General features: G+C 71.7%; 21 protein-coding genes. 9 read left to right on the forward strand and 12 right to left on the reverse strand.

Features of this window, described 5'->3' with window-relative positions; translation table 11 throughout:
- The first annotated feature begins 274 nt into the window (after window positions 1-274).
- A complete protein-coding gene (locus J3486_RS30855) occupies window positions 275-730 on the forward strand; it encodes an ATP-binding protein (RefSeq protein ID WP_207826203.1) in 456 nt (151 codons plus the stop codon).
- On the opposite strand, the gene J3486_RS30860 is transcribed toward J3486_RS30855, so the two are convergent.
- From J3486_RS30860 to J3486_RS30880, 5 genes are all read right to left on the reverse strand, one after another.
- The gene (locus J3486_RS30860) at window positions 684-2,135 is read right to left on the reverse strand and encodes an amino acid permease (protein WP_207826204.1); all 1,452 of its coding nucleotides are present in this window, start codon (window positions 2,133-2,135) and stop codon (window positions 684-686) included. The genes J3486_RS30855 and J3486_RS30860 overlap by 47 nt on opposite strands.
- Before the next feature lie 120 nt (window positions 2,136-2,255).
- Complete coding sequence (gene argF, locus J3486_RS30865; RefSeq protein ID WP_207826205.1) at window positions 2,256-3,272, reverse strand: ornithine carbamoyltransferase; 1,017 nt, start codon at window positions 3,270-3,272, stop codon at window positions 2,256-2,258.
- Between the two features lie 193 nt (window positions 3,273-3,465).
- Window positions 3,466-4,692, reverse strand: a complete 1,227-nt coding sequence (locus J3486_RS30870) for an arginine deiminase (protein WP_207826206.1) — start codon at window positions 4,690-4,692, stop codon at window positions 3,466-3,468.
- A 234-nt stretch (window positions 4,693-4,926) separates the two neighbouring features.
- Entirely contained in the window at window positions 4,927-7,500 is a 2,574-nt protein-coding gene (locus tag J3486_RS30875) for a polynucleotide kinase-phosphatase (protein ID WP_207826209.1), read from the reverse strand.
- The gene (locus tag J3486_RS30880) at window positions 7,497-9,092 is read right to left on the reverse strand and encodes a 3' terminal RNA ribose 2'-O-methyltransferase Hen1 (protein WP_207826211.1); all 1,596 of its coding nucleotides are present in this window, start codon (window positions 9,090-9,092) and stop codon (window positions 7,497-7,499) included. Before J3486_RS30880 ends, J3486_RS30875 begins: the two co-directional genes overlap by 4 nt.
- 81 nt (window positions 9,093-9,173) lie before the next feature.
- Here J3486_RS30880 and J3486_RS30885 point away from each other — a divergent pair, with 81 nt between their 5' ends.
- Window positions 9,174-10,097 carry an LLM class F420-dependent oxidoreductase gene (locus J3486_RS30885; RefSeq protein WP_207826213.1) on the forward strand — a complete coding sequence of 308 codons (924 nt, stop codon included), beginning with the start codon at window positions 9,174-9,176 and terminating at the stop codon, window positions 10,095-10,097.
- A gap of 535 nt (window positions 10,098-10,632) precedes the next feature.
- Complete coding sequence (locus J3486_RS30890; RefSeq protein ID WP_207826214.1) at window positions 10,633-10,821, forward strand: hypothetical protein; 189 nt, start codon at window positions 10,633-10,635, stop codon at window positions 10,819-10,821.
- A gap of 89 nt (window positions 10,822-10,910) precedes the next feature.
- On the opposite strand, the gene J3486_RS30895 is transcribed toward J3486_RS30890, so the two are convergent.
- The 3 genes from J3486_RS30895 to J3486_RS30905 all read right to left on the reverse strand — a co-directional run bounded on the left by J3486_RS30895 (window position 10,911) and on the right by J3486_RS30905 (window position 13,168).
- Window positions 10,911-11,402 carry a DUF6099 family protein gene (locus tag J3486_RS30895; protein WP_207826216.1) on the reverse strand — a complete coding sequence of 164 codons (492 nt, stop codon included), beginning with the start codon at window positions 11,400-11,402 and terminating at the stop codon, window positions 10,911-10,913.
- Between the two features lie 159 nt (window positions 11,403-11,561).
- Window positions 11,562-11,876 carry a nucleotide pyrophosphohydrolase gene (locus J3486_RS30900; protein ID WP_207826298.1) on the reverse strand — a complete coding sequence of 105 codons (315 nt, stop codon included), beginning with the start codon at window positions 11,874-11,876 and terminating at the stop codon, window positions 11,562-11,564.
- 119 nt (window positions 11,877-11,995) lie between these two features.
- Window positions 11,996-13,168 (reverse strand): ATP-binding protein, encoded by a 1,173-nt coding sequence (locus J3486_RS30905; protein WP_207826218.1) that lies wholly within the window; start codon window positions 13,166-13,168, stop codon window positions 11,996-11,998.
- A gap of 250 nt (window positions 13,169-13,418) precedes the next feature.
- On the opposite strand from J3486_RS30905, the gene J3486_RS30910 reads away from it, so the two are divergent.
- Window positions 13,419-13,769 (forward strand): antibiotic biosynthesis monooxygenase, encoded by a 351-nt coding sequence (locus J3486_RS30910; protein WP_207826220.1) that lies wholly within the window; start codon window positions 13,419-13,421, stop codon window positions 13,767-13,769.
- A gap of 9 nt (window positions 13,770-13,778) precedes the next feature.
- Window positions 13,779-14,063: a VOC family protein gene (locus J3486_RS30915; protein WP_207826222.1), complete on the forward strand. Its 285-nt coding sequence runs from the start codon at window positions 13,779-13,781 to the stop codon at window positions 14,061-14,063.
- A gap of 109 nt (window positions 14,064-14,172) precedes the next feature.
- Here J3486_RS30915 and J3486_RS30920 read toward each other — a convergent pair whose 3' ends face one another.
- The 4 genes from J3486_RS30920 to J3486_RS30935 all read right to left on the reverse strand — a co-directional run bounded on the left by J3486_RS30920 (window position 14,173) and on the right by J3486_RS30935 (window position 17,702).
- Window positions 14,173-14,559, reverse strand: a complete 387-nt coding sequence (locus J3486_RS30920) for a cell division protein SepF (RefSeq protein ID WP_207826224.1) — start codon at window positions 14,557-14,559, stop codon at window positions 14,173-14,175.
- Window positions 14,560-14,662: 103 nt separating this feature from the next.
- Entirely contained in the window at window positions 14,663-16,009 is a 1,347-nt protein-coding gene (locus J3486_RS30925; protein ID WP_207826226.1) for an ABC transporter permease, read from the reverse strand.
- Window positions 16,010-16,012: 3 nt separating this feature from the next.
- Window positions 16,013-16,822, reverse strand: a complete 810-nt coding sequence (locus tag J3486_RS30930) for an ABC transporter ATP-binding protein (RefSeq protein WP_207826228.1) — start codon at window positions 16,820-16,822, stop codon at window positions 16,013-16,015.
- 121 nt (window positions 16,823-16,943) lie between these two features.
- Window positions 16,944-17,702: an ABC transporter ATP-binding protein gene (locus tag J3486_RS30935; RefSeq protein ID WP_207826307.1), complete on the reverse strand. Its 759-nt coding sequence runs from the start codon at window positions 17,700-17,702 to the stop codon at window positions 16,944-16,946.
- Between the two features lie 211 nt (window positions 17,703-17,913).
- Here J3486_RS30935 and J3486_RS30940 point away from each other — a divergent pair, with 211 nt between their 5' ends.
- The 4 genes from J3486_RS30940 to J3486_RS30955 form a co-directional block, all read left to right on the forward strand.
- Complete coding sequence (locus tag J3486_RS30940) at window positions 17,914-20,106, forward strand: MMPL family transporter (protein WP_207826230.1); 2,193 nt, start codon at window positions 17,914-17,916, stop codon at window positions 20,104-20,106.
- Between the two features lie 4 nt (window positions 20,107-20,110).
- On the forward strand, window positions 20,111-21,328 hold the full coding sequence (locus J3486_RS30945) for a sensor histidine kinase (protein WP_207826232.1): 1,218 nt from the start codon (window positions 20,111-20,113) through the stop codon (window positions 21,326-21,328).
- Window positions 21,328-21,990 (forward strand): response regulator transcription factor, encoded by a 663-nt coding sequence (locus J3486_RS30950; protein WP_207826234.1) that lies wholly within the window; start codon window positions 21,328-21,330, stop codon window positions 21,988-21,990. Before J3486_RS30945 ends, J3486_RS30950 begins: the two co-directional genes overlap by 1 nt.
- Window positions 21,991-22,023: 33 nt before the next feature.
- The coding region (locus J3486_RS30955) for an HAD family phosphatase (protein ID WP_207826236.1) at window positions 22,024-22,447 on the forward strand (424 nt) is incomplete at its 3' end.

The following is a 22,447-nucleotide window of genomic DNA, read 5'->3' on the forward strand; positions in this document are numbered from 1 at the left end:
TACGGCCTCCTGCGGGCAGGCGTGCTCCGACGGCTACCTCACGAAGGTATCACCGCTTTGTGACTGTCGTCAGCAGGACGCGATACACCGAGCCGGGGTGGCCGAATTGCCCGATATAAAGAATCCATCAGCACAAAGAGCCCAATGTCCTCAGGAAGACCACCGGGAGCCCCTATCGAGGCACCCCGTACCATTCATAAGGTTGAAAGCAGGACGTCCCCCCACGCCCATCGCGTCCCGCCCGATCCGCCCCCGCCGCCCCTCAGGACCCGCCTTGACTCCTCCCTCTGGGCCCTCCACGCCCACGTCGTGGCGCATAGCCCTGCCGCACACGGCCGCCGCCGTGCCGGTCGCGCGCGCCCTTGTCCGTACCGCGCTGACCGAGATCGAATCACCGGCGGCCGACATGGACACGGCGGAGCTGCTGACGGCCGAGCTGGTGGCGAACGCCGTGGAGCACACGGCGGGCGACGCCCCGATCGAACTCGTCGTGGAGCTGCTGGAGACCGGCTGCCAGGTCGAGGTGCACGACGCCGACCCGGCGCCGCCCGCGCATCTCACCCGTCCGGACGACGCCGAGGAGCCCGACCCCTGGCAGGAGCACGGCCGCGGCCTGCTGCTGATCCGCACCCTGTCCGCCTCGTGCGGACACCGCCCCACCGAGTCCGGCAAGGCGGTGTGGTTCACGCTCCCCGCGGTGCCCCGGCAGCGTCCGGCGTCGGAGGAGTGACCGCCCCGAGCCGGGAGTTCTTCCGGCCGTAGAAGGCGTAGACGAGCGCGCCCACGACGAGGAACACGGCGAACTGCAGCCACGTCGTCCAGCCCGTGCCCCAGATCAGGTAGAGGCAGAAGCCGACACCGAGCACCGGGCTGACCGGGTACAGCGGCACGCGGAACGAGCGCTTGAGTCCGGGGTGCGAGCGGCGCAGCGCGACCACCGCGACGTTCACGACGACCATCGTTGCGAGCGTGCCGATCGTCGTCAGGTTCACGACGGCGTCGAGCGAGGAGAACGCGGCCGGGACCGCGAAGACGACCGCCACGATCCAGGTGCCACCGACCGGCGTCGACGTCCTCGGGGAGACCCGCTCGAAGACCCGCGGGATCAGCCCGTCCCGTGACATCGACATCAGGATGCGGGTCTGCCCGTACATCACCGTGAGCACCACGGAGGCGATGGCGACGACCGCGCCGAAGGCGATGATGCCGCCACCCACGGTGGAGTGCGTGACGTCGTCGACGATCAGAGAGAGCGCGGCGGGCTTGTCGCCGACCGCGTCCGCACCGAGGGCGCCGATCGCGGCGACGGCCACCGCGCAGTACAGCAGCGTGACGATGCCGATGCAGATCATGATCGCGATCGGGATGTTCCGCCGCGGGTTCTTGACCTCTTCACCGGCGGTGGTGACCGCGTCGAAGCCGATGTACGAGAAGAAGGCGAGCGAGGCGCCGGAGGTGACGCCGCCGATGCCGTTCGCGAGGAACGGCGTCAGGTTGTCGTCCTGGAACGCGGTGAAGGCGATGGCGCAGAACGCGATCAGGATGCCGATCTTCAGCACCGCCATGGCGGCGGTCGCCCGCGCGCTCTCCCGGACGCCGCGCACGAGCAGCGTCGCGGCCATCAGTATGACGATGACGGCGGGCAGGTTGATCACACCGCCGTCGGCCGGTCCTGCGGACAGGGCGGCGGGCAGCTGCCAGCCGAAGAGGCTGTCGAACAACTCGTTCAGATACTGGCTCCAGCCCACGGCCACCGCGGAGACCGAGACGCCGTACTCCAGGAGCAGACACCAGCCGACGAGGAACGCGATGCGCTCGCCGAGGGTCGCGTAGGCGAACGAGTACGAGGACCCCGAGACCGGGATCGCGCCGCCCAGCTCCGCGAAGGAGAACGCCGTGAAGATGCAGGTGATCGCGGCGAGCACGAACGAGATGATCACCGCGGGACCGGCCTCGGCGACCGTGTCGGACAGGCCGACGAAGATACCGGTGCCCACGATCGCACCGACGCCGAAGCACACGAGCTGGAAGAGCCCCATGGTGCGCTTGAGGCCGTGGCCTTCGAGGTCGGCGCCCGATTCGGCGATGAGGGATTCGGGCGACTTGATGCGCAGGCCGGTGGGGGTCGGCGACATGGGGTGGTGCTCTTTTCTGGTGGTACGGGATCGCGGCGGGGTGTACCGCGTGCCGGTGGGGCCGGAGATGGTGTTCCGGCCCCACCAGTTTGAACGTCTACGTGCTGAATGTGCGGTTTGTTACTTCTGGCCGAGCGTGGCGACCATGACGGCCTTGATGGTGTGCATCCGGTTCTCCGCCTCGTCGAAGACCACCGAGTGCTCCGACTCGAAGACCTCGTCGGTGACCTCCAGGGACTCCAGGCCGTACTTCGCGTGGATCTCGCGGCCGACCTTGGTGCCCAGGTCGTGGAAGGCGGGCAGGCAGTGCAGGAACTTCACGTCCGCGTTGCCCGTCGCGCGCAGGACGTCCATCGTCACCGCGTACGGCGTGAGCGCCTTGATCCGCTCGTCCCAGATCTCCTCGGGCTCGCCCATGGAGACCCAGACGTCGGTGACGACGAAGTCGGACCCGGCCACGCCCTCCTCGACGGACTCGGTGAGCGTGATGCGGGCGCCGCTGACGGCGGCCAGCTCGCGGGCCTTGGCGACGATGTCGTCCGCCGGCCAGTAGCTCTTCGGCGCGACGATCCGCACGTCCATGCCGAGCAGGGCACCGGTGACCAGGTACGAGTTGCCCATGTTGAAGCGGGCGTCACCGAGGTAGGAGAAGACGATCTCGGTGAGCGGCTTGGCGCTGTGCTCGGTCATCGTGAGCACGTCGGCGAGCATCTGGGTGGGGTGCCAGTCGTCCGTCAGGCCGTTGTAGACCGGCACGCCCGAGAACTCGGCGAGCGTCTCGACGATCTCCTGCTCGTCACCACGGAACTCGATGGCGTCGAACATCCGGCCGAGCACCCGGGCAGTGTCCTTGCTGGACTCCTTCTTGCCGATGTGCGAACCGGCCGGGTCGATGTACGTCGTCGAGGCGCCCTGGTCGGCGGCCGCGACCTCGAAGGAGCAGCGGGTGCGCGTCGACGCCTTCTCGAAGATCAGCGCGATGTTCCTGCCCTTGAGGTGCTGCGTCTCGGCGCCCGCCTTCTTGGCGGCCTTCAGCTCAGCGGCGAGCTCGACCAGGCCGCGGAACTCCTCGGCGGTGAAGTCCACCTCCTTGAGGAAGTGACGGCCGGCGAGGTCGGGGCGGGCGGTGGTCGCCATGGGGCGCTCCTGGATGCGGATCGGGGACGGGGCAGGGGAACAACAGGACGATGTAAGTCTATACGACGCTCCACATTTATATTCAGCCCGTTACGGGATCGCGCCGGCTCGGTGCTCCCGCCGCTCTGGGCCTGTCCGGCGGATCAGGTCGCATCCGTGTGCCGCGCCCGCGACAAGATCCGCCGGACAGGCTCTAGCCCACCGGGTCGCGCTCCACCGGGCAGCTCATGCAGCGCGGGCCGCCCCGGCCGCGGCCCAGCTCGCTGCCGGGGATCTCGATGACCTCGATGCCCTGCTTGCGCAGGAAGGTGTTCGTGGTCGCGTTCCGCTCGTACGCCACCACGACCCCGGGCTCGACGGCCAGCACGTTGCACCCGTCGTCCCACTGCTCGCGCTCGGCGGCGTGCACGTCCTGCGTCGCGGTCAGCACCCGGATCTCGCTCAGCCCGAGGGCGGCGGCGACGGCCCGGTGCATGTGCTCCGGCGGATGGTCGGTGACCTTCAGCTCCGGGCCGCCGGTGCCCGGTTCGATGGTGTACGAGCGCAGCATGCCGAGCCCCGCGTACTGCGTGAAGGTGTCGCCGTCGACCATGGTCATCACCGTGTCGAGGTGCATGAAGGCGCGCCGCTTCGGCATGTCGAGCGCCACGATGGTGCGGGCCGAGCCCGCGGCGAACAGCTTGTGCGCGAGCATCTCCACCGCCTGCGGGGTGGTCCGCTCGCTCATACCGATGAGCACGGCGCCCTGCCCGATGACGAGCACGTCACCGCCCTCGATGGTGGACGGGTAGTCGGCCTGTCCCTCGGACCAGACGTGGAAGCGCTCGTCCCTGAACAGCGGGTGGTACCGGTAGATCGCCTCGAAGTGGACGGTCTCGCGCTGCCGGGCCGGCCAGCGCATCGCGTTCACCGAGACCCCGTCGTAGATCCAGGCGGAGGTGTCCCGGGTGAAGAGGTGGTTGGGCAGCGGCGCGAGCAGGAAGTCGTCGAGGTCCATCACGTGGAACCGCACGGACGTCGGCTCGGCGTGCCGCTCCAGGAACTCCCGCTTGGTCATCCCGCCGATCAGCGCCTCGGCGAGCTCCTGCGACGGCAGCGTCTCGAAGGCGGCCCGCAGATGGTCGGTGGCGAGCGGCCCGTACTCCTTCTCGTCGAAGACGCGGTCCAGGACGCGGGCCCGCGCGGCGTCCTCGGCGAGGGCCTCGGCGAGCAGGTCCCCGAAGAGGTGCACGGTGACACCCCGGTCGCGCAGCACGTCGGCGAACCCGTCGTGCTCCTGCCGCGCCCGCCGCACCCAGAGCACGTCGTCGAAGAGCAGCTGGTCCTTGTTGCTGGGTGTGAGCCGCTTCAGCTCCAGATCGGGCCGATGCAGGATGACGCGGCGCAGCCGCCCGGTTTCGGAGTCGACTTGGAATCCCATGGGGCCAGTCTTCCCCGTGGGGTGGGGGTACGCGCGGTCTCGTCCGCCGGGTTCCCCGGTCGGACGGGCGCGGGGACGGGCGCGGGTGCGTGGCGGGCTGTCGCGCGGTTCCCCGCGCCCCTGAAGGCGCGGGGCTGTGTCGATCAGCGGCTCCGCCGCGGGCCGCGGCCGGCCACGACGCAAGCCGTGCCCGCCCGGCCGACGGAACCCCGTGGACGCCTGGGCGTCCGCGGCTCAGAGCCGCGGGTCGACCGGCTCCGACTCAAGAGCCAGCACCGCGAACACCGCCTCGTGCACCCGCCACAACGGCTCCCCCTCGGCCAGCCGGTCCAGGGCCTCCAGGCCCAGGCCGTACTCGCGTACCGCCAGCGACCGCTTGTGCCCGAGGAACCGCTGCCGCAGCTTCGCCAGGTTCTCCGGCCGCGTGTACTCCGGGCCGTAGATGATCCGCAGGTACTCGCGTCCCCGGCACTTGATGCCGGGCTGCACGAGCCGCCCCTTGTCGTCCCTGACCAGCGCCCCGACCGGCTTGACGACCATGCCCTCGCCGCCGCGCCCGGTCATCTCCAGCCACCAGTCGACACCGGCCCGCACCGACTCCGGGTCCCCGGTGTCGACGTAGAGCCGCCGCGTCGTCTGCAGGAGGCCGCTCCCGTCGTGCTCGACCATGCGGTCGAGGAGCGCGAGCTGCTCGTCGTGCGGCAGCGCGGCGAGCGAACGGCCGCGCGCGGCGAGGATCTGGAACGGCGCGAGCCGCACCCCGTCGAGCCCGTCCGTGGACCAGCAGTAGCGCCGGTACGCGTCCGTGAACGCGGCGGCGTCCGCGGCCCGCCCCCGCTGCCGGTCCAGGAGCTGTCCGACCTCGACGCCGCGCCCGGCCGCCGCCTCCAGGGTGCTGAGCACCCCCGGGAAGACCGCCCGGGAGGCCGCGCCCACCGCCGCGTACTGCGAGCGCAGCAGCCCGGACGCCTTCAGCGACCACGGCATCAGCTCGGCGTCGAGCAGCACCCAGTCACCCTCGCCGGACCCGCTGTCGGACGCGGCGAGCTCCTCCCAGAGCCCGGCCTCGGTGACGGCGTCCCGGATCTTCCCGAGCACCGCCTCCGTCGTCTCGGCACGGTCGAAGAACGGGCGTCCGGTACGGGTGTACAGCGCCCCGGTCACCGACCCGTCCTCCACGCCGAAGCGCTCCCGGGCGACCGCCGCATCACGACAGACCAGGGCCACGGCCCGCGAGCCCATGTGCTTCTCCTCGCACACGACCCGGGCCACCCCGTCGGCCGCGTACTGCGCGAACGCCTCCGCCGGGTGCTCCAGATAGCCCTCGACCTCGGACGTCGCCGTCGGTGCCATGGTCGGCGGCAGATACGGCACGAGTCGCGGGTCGACCGCGAACCGGCTCATGACCTCAAGGGCCGCCGCCGCGTTCTCCTCGCGCACCGAGACGCGTCCGCTGTGCCGGGTCTCCACGACCCGACGCCCGTGCACGTCGGCGAGGTCGAGCGGCCGGCCCTCGTGCCCGCCGGGTGCCTCCGTCGCCAGCGGCCGCGCCGGTTCGTACCAGACCCGCTCGGCCGGTACGTCGACCAGCTCCCGCTCCGGCCAGCGCAACGCGGTGAGCTTGCCGCCGAAGACCGCGCCGGTGTCCAGGCAGATGGTGTTGTTGAGCCAGGTCGCGTTCGGCACCGGGGTGTGGCCGTAGACCACCGCCGCCCTGCCGCGGTAGTCCTCGGCCCACGGGTAGCGCACGGGAAGGCCGAACTCGTCGGTCTCGCCCGTCGTGTCGCCGTACAGCGCGTGCGACCGGACCCGGCCCGAGGTCCGCCCGTGGTACTTCTCGGGCAGGCCCGCGTGGCACACGACGAGCTTGCCCTCGTCGAGGACGTAGTGGCTGACGAGTCCGCGCACGAACTCCCGCACCTCGGCGACGAACTCCTCGCTCTCGCCGTCCAACTGCTCGATGGTCTCGGCGAGTCCGTGCGTGTGCTGCACCTTGGCGCCCTTGAGCCAGCGGCCCAGCTTGTTCTCGTGGTTGCCCGGCACGCACAGCGCGGTGCCCGCCTTCACCATCCCCATGACCCGGCGCAGCACGCCGGGACTGTCGGGGCCGCGGTCGACGAGGTCGCCGACGAACACGGCGGTACGGCCCTCGGGGTGTGCCCCGTCGGCGTAGCCCAGCTTGCCGAGCAGCGTCTCCAGTTCGCTCGCGCAGCCGTGGATGTCGCCGATGATGTCGAAGGGACCGGTGAGGTGCGTGAGGTCGTTGAACCTCTTCTCGCGGACGACACTCGCCCCCTGCACCTCGTCCGTACCCCGCAGCACGTGCACCTTGCGGAAGCCCTCGCGCTCCAAGTGGCGCAGGGAGCGGCGCAGTTCACGGGTGTGCCGGGTGATGACACGGCGTGGCATGTCGGCACGGTCGGTCCGCTGCGCGTTCCGCGCGGCGCACACGTCCTCCGGCACGTCGAGCACGATCGCGATGGGCAGCACGTCGTACTTCCGCGCGAGGTCCACGAGCTGGCGGCGCGCGTCCTGCTGCACGTTCGTCGCGTCGACCACCGTCAGCCGGCCGGCTTCGAGGCGCTTGCCCGCGATGTAGTGCAGCACGTCGAAGGCGTCGCGGCTGGCGCTCTGGTCGTTCTCGTCGTCGGCGACGAGGCCGCGGCAGAAGTCGCTGGAGATCACCTCGGTCGGCTTGAAGTGGGCCCGTGCGAACGTGGACTTGCCCGAGCCCGAGGCGCCGACCAGCACGACGAGCGAGAGGTCGGTGACGGGCAGCACCCGCCCTGGATTCTCGGTACCGGTCATACGGCCTTCGCCTCCTTCGTCTCGGTCTTCTCCGCACCGGCCTGCTCGGTACCGGTCTTGTCCGCACCGGTGGTGTCGGTGCCGGTCTTGTCCGTACCGGTCATGTCGGTGCCGGTGATGCTGGTCGTGTCGGTACCGGTCTTGTCCGTACCGGTCGTGTCGGTGCCGCCCAGGGTGAACACGGCCATCTGCGTGGGCGGTCCCACCTCGGGGTCGTCGGGCCCCACCGGTACGTACCGCACCTCGTAGCCGTGCCGCTCGGCCACGCGCCGCGCCCATGCCCGGAACTCCTCGCGCGTCCACTCGAAGCGGTGGTCGCCGTGCCGGACGTGCCCGGCGGGCAGGGTCTCCCAGCGGACGTTGTACTCCACGTTCGGCGTCGTCACGAGCACGGTGCCGGGCCGCGCGGAGCCGAACACCGCGTACTCCAGGGCGGGCAGCCGGGGCAGGTCGAGGTGCTCGATCACCTCGCTGAGCACCGCCGCGTCGTACCCCTTGAGCCGCTTGTCAGTGTACGCGAGCGAGCCCTGGAAGAGCCGCACGCGCGACGCCTGCCGCTCCCCCATCCGCTCGATGCGCAGCCGCCGCGCGGCGATGGTGAGCGCGCGGACGGACACGTCCACCCCCACGATCTCCGTGAACCGCACGTCCTTGAGCAGCTCCTGCACCAACTGGCCCTGCCCGCAGCCCAGGTCGAGCACCCGGGCCGCGCCGGAACCACGCAGCGCCTCGACGATCGCCTCACGACGCCGGACGGCGAGCGGCACCGGTTTCTCCTCGGTGTCGGTCTGCTCGTCCACGGCGTTGTCGATCTCCTCGACGTCCGTGTCGTCGGCGTCGGCCAGCCGCACCAGTTCGAGCCGCTCCAGCGCCTGCCGGGTCAGCGACCAGCGCCGGGACAGATACCGGCTGGTGATCAGCTTCTGCTCGGGGTGCTCGGCGAGCCAGCCCTCTCCGGCGCGCAGCAGCTTGTCGACCTCGTCGGCCGCGACCCAGTAGTGCTTGGCGTCGTCGAGGACCGGCAGCAGCACATACAGGTGGCGCAGTGCCTGGGCGAGCCGCAGCTCCCCCTCCAGGACGAGCCGCACGTACCGCGAGTCGCCCCACTCGGGGAACTGCTCGTCGAGCGCGACCCGCTCCACGTCCACCGTCCACCCGAGCGGCTCGAACAACTTCCGCACCAGGTCGGGGCCGCCGCGCGCGGGCAGCGCGGGCACCTCGACGCGCAGCGGCAGCGGCTCCTCGGCCCGCTCGGGGCGCGCCTTGCACACCCCGCGCAGCGCGCTGGAGAACACCGCGCTGAGCGCGACGGCGAGCAGGGAAGAGGCGGCGTACGGCCGGTCGTTCACGTACTGCGCGAGCGCCGCGTCCGCCGTGTTGTTCTTCTTGCCGCGCCGCACCAGCGCCACCGGATCCACTTCCAGCAGCAGCGCGGCCGTGCACCGCTCCGCGCTCGCCTCGGGGTAGAGGACGTGCGCGGTGCCGTAGGAGGTGGAGAACGCCTGCGCGTTGTCGGGATGCTTGTGGAGCAGGAACCCGAGGTCGGTCGCGGGGCGTTCAGGGGTACCGGTGGTACTGATCGTCAGGAACACGCTGCCCAGTCTCCCCCGAGCGGCGCGACGCCCACCAGCGAGTTTTCCGATGCGTGGCCCTGCCACGGGCATCATGGGGGCATGGATCTTCGCGTATTCACCGAACCGCAGCAGGGTGCCACCTACGAGACGCTGCTCCGCGTCGCGCAGACGGCCGAGGAGCTGAACTACGACGCCTTCTTCCGGTCCGACCACTACCTCCACATGGGTTCCGCCGACGGACTGCCGGGGCCGACGGACGCCTGGACGACGCTGGCCGGTCTGGCCCGCGAGACCAAGCGGATCCGGCTCGGCACCCTGATGACCGCCGGCACCTTCCGGCTGCCGGGTGTCCTCGCCATCCAGGTCGCCCAGGTCGACCAGATGTCGGGCGGCCGCGTCGAGCTGGGGCTCGGCTCCGGCTGGTACGCGGAGGAGCACACCGCGTACGGCATCCCGTTCCCCAAGGAGAAGTTCGGGCGGCTGGAGGAGCAGCTCGCCGTCGTGACGGGGCTGTGGGAGACGCCGGTCGGCCAGCGCTTCAACTTCGACGGCACCTACTACCAGTTGAAGGACTCCCCCGCGCTGCCCAAGCCCGCCCAGTCGCGGGTACCGGTCCTCGTCGGCGGCCACGGCGCCAAGAAGACCCCGGCGCTCGCGGCCCGGTTCGCCACCGAGTTCAACATCCCGTTCGCCTCCGTCGCCGACTCCGAGACCCAGTTCAAGCGGGTCGAGGCCGCCGCCGTCGAGTACGGGCGCGCGGCGGACTCGCTCGTCTACTCCAACGCCCTGGTGATCTGCGTGGGCCGCGACGACGCCGAGGTGAAGCGGCGCGCCGACGCCATCGGGCGCGACGTCGACGAGCTCAAGGCCAACGGGCTCGCCGGCTCGCCCGCCGAGGTGCTGGAGCGCATCGCCGCGTACGAGGCCGTCGGCTCCCAGCGGATGTATCTGCAGATGCTCGACTTGGACGATCTGGAACACCTGGAGCTGATCGCCTCCGAAGTGGCACCGCACCTGTCCTGACCCCGGCCCCGGTCCCGACCTCGGCTCCGGCTCCGGTCCTGATCTCGGCTCCGGCTCCGGCTCCGGTCCCGACCTCGGCTTCGGCTCCGGCTCCGGTCCTGATCTCGGTCCGGCTCCGGTCCTGATCTCGGCTCCGGCTCCGGCTCCGGGCGTCCGCGTACCGGTAACTCAGTCCCTTTCACGTTCCCGTCCCCCGTCGTCGCTGTGGTCGCTGTCCTTGCAGTCGTCGCTGTCGCCGTCGCCGCCGCCTCGTCGGTGTTCTCTCGTTCCCTCGGCCCCGCTCCGCCGGGCGGTCGGCACCTTGATCGAACAAGCGTCAACCCCGCCGCCGCCCGGCCCCGCCGCACGCCCCTCGCGGGTGAAATCCGTCAACCCGGGGTGTGCCGCGACCCCGCCGCAGTGACTCGGCCCGCAGAGAGATCGTTGGGTCGGGCGGAGCCGGACCGCCCGGCACCCGCGCCGGCGGTCGCTGCCGCGCGTCATTTGCGTCAACTGCCCTCCTCCAGCGGGGAGGGCGAGGGCCGAGGAGGCCGTCATGTCCCAGGAAGCCGTGCCAGAGCAGGCCGCGCACGAGACGACCGTGCCGGAACAGCCAGGTGCACCCAAGGGTCTGCTGCAGCAGATGGAGGAGCTGATGGCGGCGCTCAACGCCGATCTGTCACAGCTCGACGCCGACCTCCAACAGTCCCCGGGCGGCACGCGCCCGGCCGCCGACGACATCTGACGGCCGCCGCCCGCCGAGGCTTCACCGCGCTCCCGCACCGGTCCGGGAGCGCCGTACCGGGAGCACCGCCCCTGTCGGCCCGCTCCCGGTCAGGCCGCCGAGTCCGAGTCGGGAGCCGGCTCGGGGCCCGACAACCGGCCGTCCCGCTCCGGCAGCCGCCGCAGGATCTCCAGAACGCGGTCCCGGGACTCGTCCGCCGCGTCGATCGCCTCCATGCACTGCCAATAGGCCCCCTCCTCGAAGGACTCGCTCGCCACGCCGACGAGCGCGATCCCCACGTCGCCGAGCAGCGCGCCGAGCCCAACCAACGCCCTGCGCACATCGCCCAGTTCCGTCAGCTGCGCCGCGCGTATGCCTCCGGCGCCCACGATCGGCACCGCCGAGCCGCCGCTGCCGCGCGCTCCCGCCTCCGCAAGACCCAGCGCGTCCCCTCTCAGCTCCGCCGGCCCCTGCATCGCGAGCCGGCTGCCGATCGCCTGCGCGAGGGCCTGCGCCTGCCACGCCTCCCTCATGATGTCCGGCGCGTCCTGGCTCTCCGCCAGGGCCCGTCGGCCGACCCCGATGAGCCGCACCGCTTCCATCCGCGTCTCCGCCCGTCCCGCCCGAACTCCCTTGTCCACTACCCAGAGTGAGGGCTTGCGAGGTGAAAAGCCAGGGGAAGCCCGAAATCTGTGGACACGGAGTCCGATGTGGATATTTCTATGACTCCGGAGAGTGAGTGATTCCTCTTGCGGGGCCGGTTACTTCTCCGGGACGGGGAACCGGGTCTCGTTGCGGTCGATCTTCGCCGAGAGGGCGGCGAGCACGTCGATGTCGAGCACCTCGCACAGTTGCAGGAGATAGGCGAGGACATCGGCGACCTCGTCCCGGACCCGGTGCGCGGACTCCGGGTCGTCCATCACCCGGGCCGACTGCTCGGGGGTCAACCACTGGAAGATCTCGACCAGTTCGGACGCCTCGACGCTGAGCGCCGCGGCCAGGTTCTTCGGCGTGTGGAAGGGCTGCCAGTTCCGGGCGGCGGCGAAGCGGGCAAGACGGGCCTGGAGGGCCGCCACGTCGAGCGGGCCGCACCCCGTCCCGCCGTGGGGCCGGGGTCCGCCATCGGCGACGGGCTCGGGCCCGCCCTCAAAGATGGGCTTGTCCTCGGGGACGGGCTTGTCGATCGGTGCGTCGGTCACGGCTCCAGGTCTACCACCGTCGCACCGTGCGCCCGCGCCGCCCGGTCCGCGCCCGCCCCCTCGTCCACCGCGGCGACGAGCCGGATGTGGCCGCGGGCGCACATCCGGGCGGCGAGCGCGGTGAGTTCGGCGCTCTGTCTCGGGTCCAGGCCGCGGTCGAAGTCGTCGGCGACGACGGTTAGGGTCTGGTAGGCCTCCGGCACCTCGGCCGCCGCGTCGACCTCCAGGATCCCGGGCCCGGTGAGCAGGACGAGGGCGAGCGCGAGATACCTCAACTCCCCGTCCGCGAGCCGCTCGACGGGGGTGCGCAGTCCGTCGCCGCGGTCGATGAGGGCGCGCACGGAACCGTCCCGCCCGGCCGGTTCGGCGAGCACGTCGAGGACGGGGCCCGCGAGTCCCGCCCGCGCCGTCGCCACCAGCAGGGAGTGCCGGTTGCCGCATTCGGCGCGGGTGCGGCGCAGCACCGCCGCCAGGTTGCCGCAGCCGCCGAGCAGCCGGTCGGCGCGGACCGGGACCGGGGCGCGCATCCGTGCCGGGTCCGGGGTGCAGGCGAACGCCGACCGCAGGCCCACGACCACCTGCTCCGCCGCCGCGAGCACGCGTCGCTGCCCCTCCGTGCGGCCGGCGACGCGCAGCGGGAGCAGCGCCGTGCCGAGCAGGTCGTCGGGGAGCGGGCCGCGGGTCACCGGCACCGAACCCGCCGTGTGCCAGGCCGCCTGGACGTCACGGCGGCCCGGGTCGCGCAGGGCCGTCTCCAGATAGATGACGTCGGGCCCTGTCAACCGCTCGCCCACGACGCGCAGTTCGGGCTCCGCCTGCACGGCGAGGTCGAGCCGGACGGGTCCCGCGGGCCCCTCTACGGTGCAGCCGATCCGGAAGCCGCGGCGGTGCTGCGCGTCGGGCCTGGCACGCTCGGGGACGTAGGCCCGCGGGTCGGGGAACACCTCGGACAGGTGCGCTCCGCCGCCGAGTCTGGCAAGCGCGTCGAGGGCCCGCAGCGCGCTGCTCTTGCCGCTGCCGCTGGGCCCCGACAGGGCGGTGAACGGGCCGAGGGGGACGGTGGTGGCACGGTGGCGGGCGAAGGCCGAGAGCCGCAGCTCGGTCACGCGCGGGCGACTTGAGGACACGCCCGGCGGTAACACGGGGGGACCCGGCTGAAGCACGGTCATGCGCCGAACGTAAGCGGAACCAGCCCTGCAGAACCGTTTGTCCCGGATGACCTTCCTACGATCGGGCGACTATGCCGCCCGTAATTGCCGCGGCACGGATTCCCTGAAGTCGGCCTTGACGCCGAGGTGAGTGTTCACTCACCCTAGAGGAGCAGGAGGTGAGTGAACACTCACCCACCTCTGAACGCACGCCCGATCGCATGCCCGGACTCCGAATCGCACGCCCGAACTCCGAGAGGACGTACCGAAGATGGCCACGTTGCAGAGTCTCGACCCGCACACGCCGCTGTTCGCCCAGATCAAGGAGGAGACCGGGCCCGTCGTCCTGGCCAACACCTTTGTCGTCCCGAAGGAACGGACGGAGTCCTTCCTGGCCCTCTTCCGGCGGCAGGCCGCGTTCATGAGGGCGCAGCCGGGATTCGTCTCCCTGCGGATGCACCGGGGAACGGCGGGGAGCGGGCTCCTGATGAACGTCGCGGTCTGGGAGTCGACGGCGGCGCTCGCCGCGGCCCTCGGCAGCCCGGAGTTCCAGCGTCTGGCGGCCGAGTCCCCCGACGATATCGTGTCCTACCCGCACATCTTCGAGCAGATCGACGTGTGAGGAGTCGCCGTGTCCGAGGAACCGAATCACGCCGCCGTCCCCGCCCGTGACCCGGAGGCGTCGGCGCGGTTCCTGGCCGGCGCGCTCGGTCTACGGGTCGATCCGCCGCCGGCCCACTTCATGCCCGTCACGCTGTCCAACCGGGTCAGCCTGGACCACGACCCGGCGGACGCGTTCGAGCCGCACCACTACGCGTTCATGGTCGGCGAGGAGGAGTTCGACGCCGCGCTCGCCGCATCCGGCACGACGGCATCACCCAGTACGGCGGTCCCGGGTGCCGGGAGGTCGGGCTGATCTGTCACGGCGAGCGCTTCACGGGCCGCGGAGGCACCTGTTTCCGCGACCCCGACGGGCCTCTCACGGAGATCCTCGCCCGGGGCGGCGCCGGGCCCCGAGACGGACGCTAGGACAGCGCGCCCGCGCCCGCCACGAGGCCCTGGACCTCGGTGCCGGGAGGGGCCAGCAGGAAGACGTTGCGGTCGACGCGGTGCATGCCGCAGCCGAGGCCGAGGACGACGCCGCTGCTGAAGTCCAGGACACGCTTGGCGACTTCGGTCTCCGCGCCGCTCAGGTCGAGCAGGACCGGGATGCCCGCCATCACGGTCTCCGCGACCTCGCGGGCGTCTCCGAAGACGTTGACCCGCAGCACGACGAAGCGGCGTCGCGGCTCCGTCTCCGCCGCCGGGATCGCCCGATGGTCGACCGCCGACGGCCACTCGTTGCGGCTGCGCAGCGGCACGACCTGGGCGAGCCCTTCCCACTGTTCGTCGGTGACGTCGTGGCTGTTCACTCGCCCCACCCCGTCCGGGCTCGCACTGTTGTCTGCACCGCCCAATTCTTACGTCATGTCACCCGCTTGGCCCAACACCGACACGGTCCGGGGCCCCCGTCGGTCAGGCCGCCAGGGTCACGGCCTCGACCGCGGGGACGCGCAGACCGCGCCACGCGGTGACCAGGCTGGTGACCATGGTGGCCGCCCCAGCAATGGCCACCACCGTGATCCAGATGCCGAGGCCCTGTCCGGGCAGCAGTCCTTCGGTGCGTACGGCGGTGAACGGGAGGATGCCCGCGAGCGCCGCGAGTGTGCCGAAGAACACTCCCGTGAGCGTCAGGACGACACCTTCCGTCGCGACGGTTCCCAGGATCTGCGCGGGGGTCGCACCGGCGAGCCGCTGCTGCCCGAACTCCCGTACGCGGTCGGCCGTGGCGGCGTACAGAGAGTTGATCAACATGACGCAGGCGAACACGACGATGATGCCGACCACGGTGAGGTTGAGTGTTTCGAGATTCTTGTCCTCTATTGACTTGGTCAACCCCGACGCCTTGATCGCGTCGTTCTCGACGGCCTGCATGTACAGCGTCGCGGTGGCCATGCCGGTGAACAGGATCAACGGGACCAGGACGCCGGAGAGTCGGGCCGCGCGCTGCCGCATGTTCCGCACCGTCAGATAGCCGCTCGCGCCGGCGAGCGCGCACAGGAGGGGTTCGGCGCGGCCGAGGGCCGAGCGCAGCAGGCCCGTCGAGGTGAGTGCGAGGCCGACGGAGAGCAGGATCGCCCCGTAGGCCGGGGCCGCCATCAGGGCGGCGTCCGTGGGTTTCATCGCGTACGTGGAGCAGACCGCCGCGCAGCCCAGGGCGAGCGCCGCCCGGGACATGAACGTCCGTGCGCGTCCGCCTTGTCGGCGCGCCCCCGCGGCCTCCCTGGTGACGCGGCGGACCGCGAGGAACGCGGCGCCGGCCGACGCGAGGAGCGTGATGCCGATGCCCGACATGAGGGCGATCGGGCCGAAGGAGTGGTCGACGGAGTCCGCGACCTGTCCGCTGTCCTTGAAGACGTCGAGCAGGATGTGACCGCCGAGGACCGCGGGTCCCACGGCCGCCAGGGCGGCGACGAGGGCCACGGCGACCGCTTCGCCGACGACCATGCGCTTGATCTGGCCCGGAGTCGCACCGGTGGTGCGCAACAGGTTGATCTCGTCCGTACGTTGACGGACGTTGACCGTCAACGTCGAGGCGACGGCGAAGAAGACCAGCAGGGTGCCGTAGCCGCCGACGACGCTCGCCGCCGTGGTCAGGGTGTCCGCGCTCACCTTGTCGACGCCGTTCGCGGACGCCGTGTCGTGCATCGAGTTGAACGTCATGATGATCGTCGCGCCGAGGAAGGCGGACAGGAGGGTCGCGAGGAAGCGGCCGGGGCGGCCGCGTACGGAGCGGGCCGCGAGGGCGAGGGTCGGGAACATCGGTCACACCCCCGCGTACGTGTCGTCGCCGAGGTGGGCCAGGCGTTCGGCGACGGCGTCGGCCGTCGGCGCCGACAGCTGCCCGGCGAGGCGGCCGTCGGCGAGGAACAGGACGGTGTCCGCGTAGGACGCCGCGACCGGGTCGTGCGTCACCATGACGACGGTCCTGCCGTGCAGCCGCACCGTCTCCCGGAGCAGTTGGAGCACGTCGCGGGCACTGCGGGTGTCGAGGGCGCCGGTCGGTTCGTCCGCGAAGATCACCGACGGGTCGGTGACCAGGGCGCGGGCGATGGCCACCCGCTGGCGCTGGCCGCCGGAGAGCTGGTCGGGGCGGTGGCCGAGCCGGTCGCCGAGGCCGACCGCGGTGAGGGTCCGCTCGACGCGGGCCCGGTCGACGCGCCGCCCGGCGAGCTTGAGCGGCAGCACCGTGTTCTGGGCGACGGTGAGCGTCGGCAGCAGGTTGTACTGCTGGAAGACGAAGCCGATGCGGGTACGGCGGAACTTCGTGAGCGCGGCCTCGCCGCGCGGCGGCTTCGTGGAGTCCGTCATCTCCTCGCCGTCGACCATGACCAGTCCGCTGTCGGGGCGGTCGAGCCCGGCGGCGCAGTGCAGCAGCGTGGACTTCCCGGAGCCCGAGGGGCCCATCACGGCCGTGAAGGTGCCCGCGGGAAGGGAGAGGGTGATGTCGTCGAGGGCCCGGACGGCGGTGGCTCCGGTACCGCTCGCGCCCTGCGGGCCGTAGGTCCTGGTCACCTTCACCAGACGGAGTGCCTCGGTGCGGGCCGGGGTTGCCGATGTGTGGGTGGATCGCATGTCGCTCGTCCCCTCGTCGTCGTTGCCTTCGACGCTAGGGACGACGGGCCGCGCCCACATGGGGCGTACGGACCGGACCCGGGGTGTTGCTACGTACACCCCGGGGCGGGGGCTGCCGGGGTCAGGCCGCCGAACCGGAGCGGGCCAGCCAGCGGCCCGCGTGCCGGGTGACCTCGATGGGGCGGCCGAAGCAGGCGGTCATGCGCTCGTCGGTGAGGACGTCGCCGACGGGCCCGCGGGCGAGCACCCGGCCCTCCTTCAGGAGCAGCGCGTGGCTGATCGCCGGCGACAGCTCCTCCAGGTGGTGGGTGACGGTGACGGTCGCCAGCTCGGGCCGGTTCACGGCCAGTTGGCGCATGGTGTCGATGAGGTCCTCGCGGGAGGGCAGGTCGAGTGCGTTGAACGGCTCGTCGAGCAGCAGCAGCGCGGGGTCCGCCATCAGAGCGCGGGCGATGAGGATGCGGGCGCGCTGGCCGCCGGAGCAGACGCCGTACGCGCGGTCGGCGAGCTCCTTGATCTGGAGCTCGGCGAGGAGTTCGTGGGCGCGGTCGCGCACCTCGGTGCCGTACGCCTTCCAGAGCGGCTGCACGGTGCCGGAGTGGCCGGTCAGGACGACGGTGTGCCCGGTGAGGTCCTGCGGGACGCGCTGGGAGGTGGAGACATGGCCGATGTGGGCCCGCAGCTCGCGCACGTCGACGCGGCCGAGGCGGTGGCCGAGCACCTCGACCGTGCCGGTGGTGGGGAAGGTGGTCGCGCCGACCATCCGCAGGATGCTGGTCTTGCCGGCGCCGTTCGGGCCGAGCAGCGCCCAGTGCTCGCCGCAGCGCACGGTCCAGTCGATGGCGTCGAGGATGACCTGGCCGGTGGTGCAGCGGCGCATGCTCACGCTGTCGAGGGCGGCCACGACGCGGCCCTGGTTGTCGTTCACGGTGCCTCCCGCTTCCTCGCGTACCGGACGGAGAGTAGCTGTACGCGGCACCTACCTGCCGGGGCGTCCGCGTGGTGGACGGCGGGGTCCACCGACCGGTGGACCCCAGGTTCAACCGGCCGCCGCTGCCGCGTGGGCACCCCTGCCGAGCAGCATGAACGTCATGACCAACTACCCCGTACGCATGGCTCGTTGGAGCGCGGGACATCCGTGGCGCGCGATCGCCGGATGGTTCCTCTTCGTCGTTCTCTGTCTCGGCGCCGGTATCGCCGCCGGGTCGAACCCCGCCACGTCCGCCGACTTCGGTGTCGGTGAGGCGGGGCGTGCCGAGGCGATCGCCCGGGAGGGCGGGCTCGCGCAGCGGCCCGTCGAGCGGGTGCTGATCGAGAACCGGCAGGGCGCCGCGGCCCTCGACCGGTCGCTGGGCGCCGCCGTCGCCCGGGACGTCGCGGCGCGGATGCGGGCGCTGCCCGAGGTGCGCTCCGTCGCCGCGCCGGTGTGGTCGAAGGACGGCCGGGCCGTCCGCGTCGACGTCACCATGAAGGGCGCGGAACTCGACGGCAAGAAGCACGTCGACCCGCTGCGCGCGCAGACCGCCGCCGTGCAGAAGGCGCATCCGCAGCTGCGGGTGGAGGAGACCGGCGGGCCGTCCATCAGCCAGGGCGTGGACAAGCTGCGGGGCAGTGATCTGTCCCGTACGGAGCTGATCGCGCTGCCGATCACGCTGCTGACGCTGCTGTTCGTGTTCCGGTCCGTGGCGATGGCGACCGTGCCGCTGCTGCTCGCGCTGTCGTCGATCGTGGCGTCGGTGGGCCTGTCGATGCTGGCCTCGCACGTCTTTCCCGACGCGGGGGTCGGCACCAACATCATTCTGCTGATCGGGCTCGCCGTCGGCGTCGACTACACGCTTTTCTATCTGAAGCGGGAACGGGAGGAACGGGCCCGCGCACAGGGAAAGTTGAGCCCTCAGGCGCCGCTGGTGGAGCTGGCCGCCGCGACGTCCGGGCGCGCCGTGGTCCTGTCGGGTCTCGCCGTCGCCGTCTCCAGTGCCACGCTGTACCTCGCCGACGATGTGATCTTCTCGTCCATCGCCACCGCCGCGATCGTGGTGACGCTGGTCGCCGTGGTCAGTTCGCTGACCGTGCTGCCCGCGCTGCTCGCCAAGCTGGGGGCGCGGGCCGAGCGCCGCGCCGCCCGCCGCAAGAAGCCGCCGGCGGCTCCGAAGCCCGTACGGCACAACGCCCTGCTGCGGCTGACCGCCCGCCGTCCCGCCGCGGTCCTGGCCGTCGCGACGGTCGCGCTGCTGGCGCTCGCCGCGCCGCTGTTCGGCATGAAACTGACCGACATGGGCCGTGAGACGCACGCGCGGCAGGTGCAGTCGATGCACACCTTCGACCGGCTCAACGCCGCGTTCCCCGAGGTCAAGGCGGGCCACCAGGTGCTGGTGCGAACGTCCGCGGACCGGGCCGACGAGGTGGCGGGGGCGCTGCGCGCGCTCGCCGCCGAGGCGAAGGACGACCCGGGCATGAACGGCACGTACACGCTGCGCACCTCCGCCGACCACCGCATCACCTCGCTCGACCTGCCCGTCCCTCACTACGTCAGCACGAAGCCCGCGCAGGAGTCCCTGGAACGGCTGCGGGAGCGCTATCTCCCGGACACCGTCGGCAAGTTGAGCGGCTACCCGGGCACGGTGGACGCCGCCGTCTCCGGTGACGTGGCGCGGTACGCCGACTATCCCGCGCATCAGAAGGAGAAGCTGCCGCTGATCATCGGGGCGCTGCTGCTGGTGACGTTCGTGATGACGGTGTGGGCGTTCCGGTCGGTGGTGCTCGGGCTGATCGGTGTCGTGCTGAACCTGCTGTCGGCGGCCGCGTCGCTCGGTGTCCTCACCCTGGTGTTCCAGGGGAGTTGGGCCGAGGGGCCGCTCGACTTCCACTCCACCGGGACGATCGGTTCCCGTGTGCCGCTCTTCCTCTTCGTGATCCTCTTCGGGCTCTCGATGGACTACCAGGTGTTCGTGATCAGCCGGATCCGGGAGGCCGTGCGGCGCGGGGTGCCGACGCGCCGGGCGGTGCTCGACGGGGTCGGGAGTTCGGCGGGGGTCGTGACCAGTGCGGCGTTCGTGATGGTGACCGTGTTCGCGAGCTTCGTGTCCCTGCACTTCATCGAGATGAAGCAGATCGGGTTCAGCCTCGCGGTGGCGGTGCTGCTCGACGCGTTCGTGATCCGGGTCCTGGTGCTGCCCGCGCTCATGCTGCTGCTGGGCGAGGCCAGTTGGTGGCCGGCGCGGCGCGGCCGCCCGGTCGCGGACGGGCGTTCCACGGATGACCGGGTCCTGACGAACGTAGGGTGAAGCGATGTTGCAACGACCTCGGCGCGGCGACCCGTTCTGGATCTGGCTGCTGCACTCCTGGGACCTGTTCTCGTGGGTCATCGTCGGTCTGCTGGCCGTGATCACGGTCCTGGGGGACGTCCCGGCGGGGCCGCGCCACGGGTCGCTCGCGCTGCTGGTCGTGCTCGGCGTCGCGGGCGCGGCGGTCCGGCGGTGGGGGCGCGAGCAGGCGGTGTACGGGTACGCGTATCTGGGCCTGCTGATCGTCGTCCTCGGGGTGCTGGCGGGGCTGCGGGACGGGTTCGGGGCGCTGTACGTCGTCGCGCTGACGCAGTTCGTCGTCTGCGCCGACAGTCGGCGGGGCGCTCTCGTCTCCAGCGCGCTGGGCGCCGTCGCGATCATGGTGGGCGGGGTGACGCGCGAGGGTTGGGGCGTCGACGCGCTCGTGAAGAACGGCATCTCGACCGTCGCCGTGTACGCGGCCGGGGCGCTGATCGCGACGCTGACCCCGCGGGCCCTGGAAGTGCGTGACGAACGGGCCCGGCTACGGGCACAACTGGCCAGCACGCAGGCCGAGTTGGGCGAGGCGCTGCGGCGGGAGGGGGCGGCCGCCGAGCGGGCCCGGATGGCCCGTGAGATCCATGACACGCTCGCGCAGGGCTTCGCCTCCATCGTCGTCCTCGCGGAAGCCGCGCGCGAGGGCCTGGAGCGCGAACCGGCGCGCACCGCACGGCAGTTGACGTCGATCGAGCAGACGGCGCGGGAGAATCTGGCGGAGGCGCGGGCCCTGGTCGGGGCCACGCCGCCGCCGGGCGGCGCCGTGCAGGGCTCGGTGGCGGCGACGCTGCGGCGCACCCTGGACCGGTTCTGCGAGGACACCGGGATCGGCGTGGACGCGGAGCTCGACGACGTCGCGTGCGACCAGCAGACCCGGATCGCGCTGCTGCGCTGCACGCAGGAGTCCCTCGCCAACGTCCGCAAGCACGCCGGGGCGGGCACGGTGAGTGTGCTGCTCAGCCGCTCCCCCGGCGCCGTCGAGCTGGAGATCACCGACGACGGGAGCGGTTTCGACGTCGCCGCGGCCCGCGGTTTCGGCCTCGACGGCATGCGCAAGCGGCTCGCCGAGCTCGGCGGTGAGCTGACGGTGACCAGTTCGGTCGGGGACGGTACGCGCGTCCTGGCGTCGCTGCCGACCCCGGATCCCGACCCCGACCCCCTCCCCGACGATCACGAGGAGCCGTGATGACGAACGACAAGGACACTCTCCGGATCGTCGTGGTCGACGACCACACGGTGATGCGCGCGGGCGTCGTCGCGCTGCTCGCGCCCGAGCCGGGCATCGACATCGTCGGGGAGGCGGACGACGGCCACGCCGGGGTGGCGCTGATCGAGGAACTCGCCCCGGACGTCGCTCTGTTGGACCTGCGGATGCCGGTGCTCGACGGGGTGGAGGCGACCCGGCGGATCGTGGCGGGCGCAAGCGGTACGCGCGTGCTGATCCTGACGACGTACGACACGGACACCGAGATCGAGCACGCCGTGGAGGCCGGCGCGATCGGCTACCTCCTCAAGGACACCTCGCGCGAGCAGCTCGTCGACGCGATCCGCGCGGCAGCGCGCGGCGAGACGGTGCTCGCGCCACGGGTCGCGCAGAAGCTCGTCGCGAAGATGCGCCGCCCGGCGCAGGCGGCGCTCACCTCGCGCGAGGTGGACGTCCTGCGGGCGGTGGCCGACGGGCTGTCCAATCCGGACATCGCGCGGCGCCTCGTGATCGGCGAGGCGACGGTGAAGACGCATCTGCTGCGGGTGTTCGCGAAGCTCGACGTGAGCGACCGGACGCGGGCGGTGCTCGTGGCGATGGAACGCGGGCTGCTGGAGCCGGTGGGGGACGCCGACCGCAGGTGAGGGCCCTGATCGCCGCTGTGCTAAGCAGGGTGGATGACGATCTCCGCGGGCCCTGTGCGCCCCTTCGACGCGCTGCTGTGCGACGTCGACAACGTGATCCGGTTCTACGACAGCACGCGCGTCGCCGCCCTGGAGCGGGCCGCGGGGCTGCCCGAGGGGACGACCGCGCGGGTCGCGTTCTCGCCGGAGGTCGATCTGCCGTTGCTGCTCGGGGAGATCGACAAGCGGCAGTGGGTGGAGTCCATCGTGGGCGGGTTCGGCGGGCGGGTCGCCGAGGGGGTGGCGCGGGAGCTGGGGACCGCGCTCGCCGAGTCGCCGTTCCGGGCTGACGGCGAGGTCGTGGGGTTGTTGAGGGGGGTGCGGGCGGGTGGGGTGCCGTTGGTGCTCGTGACCAACGCGACGGTGGAGCTGGAGGACGATCTGGCGGTGCTGGGGCTGACCGATCTTGCCGACCATG

It is taken from the genome of Streptomyces sp. VRA16 Mangrove soil (assembly GCF_017377775.1).
Lineage (GTDB): Bacteria > Actinomycetota > Actinomycetes > Streptomycetales > Streptomycetaceae > Streptomyces.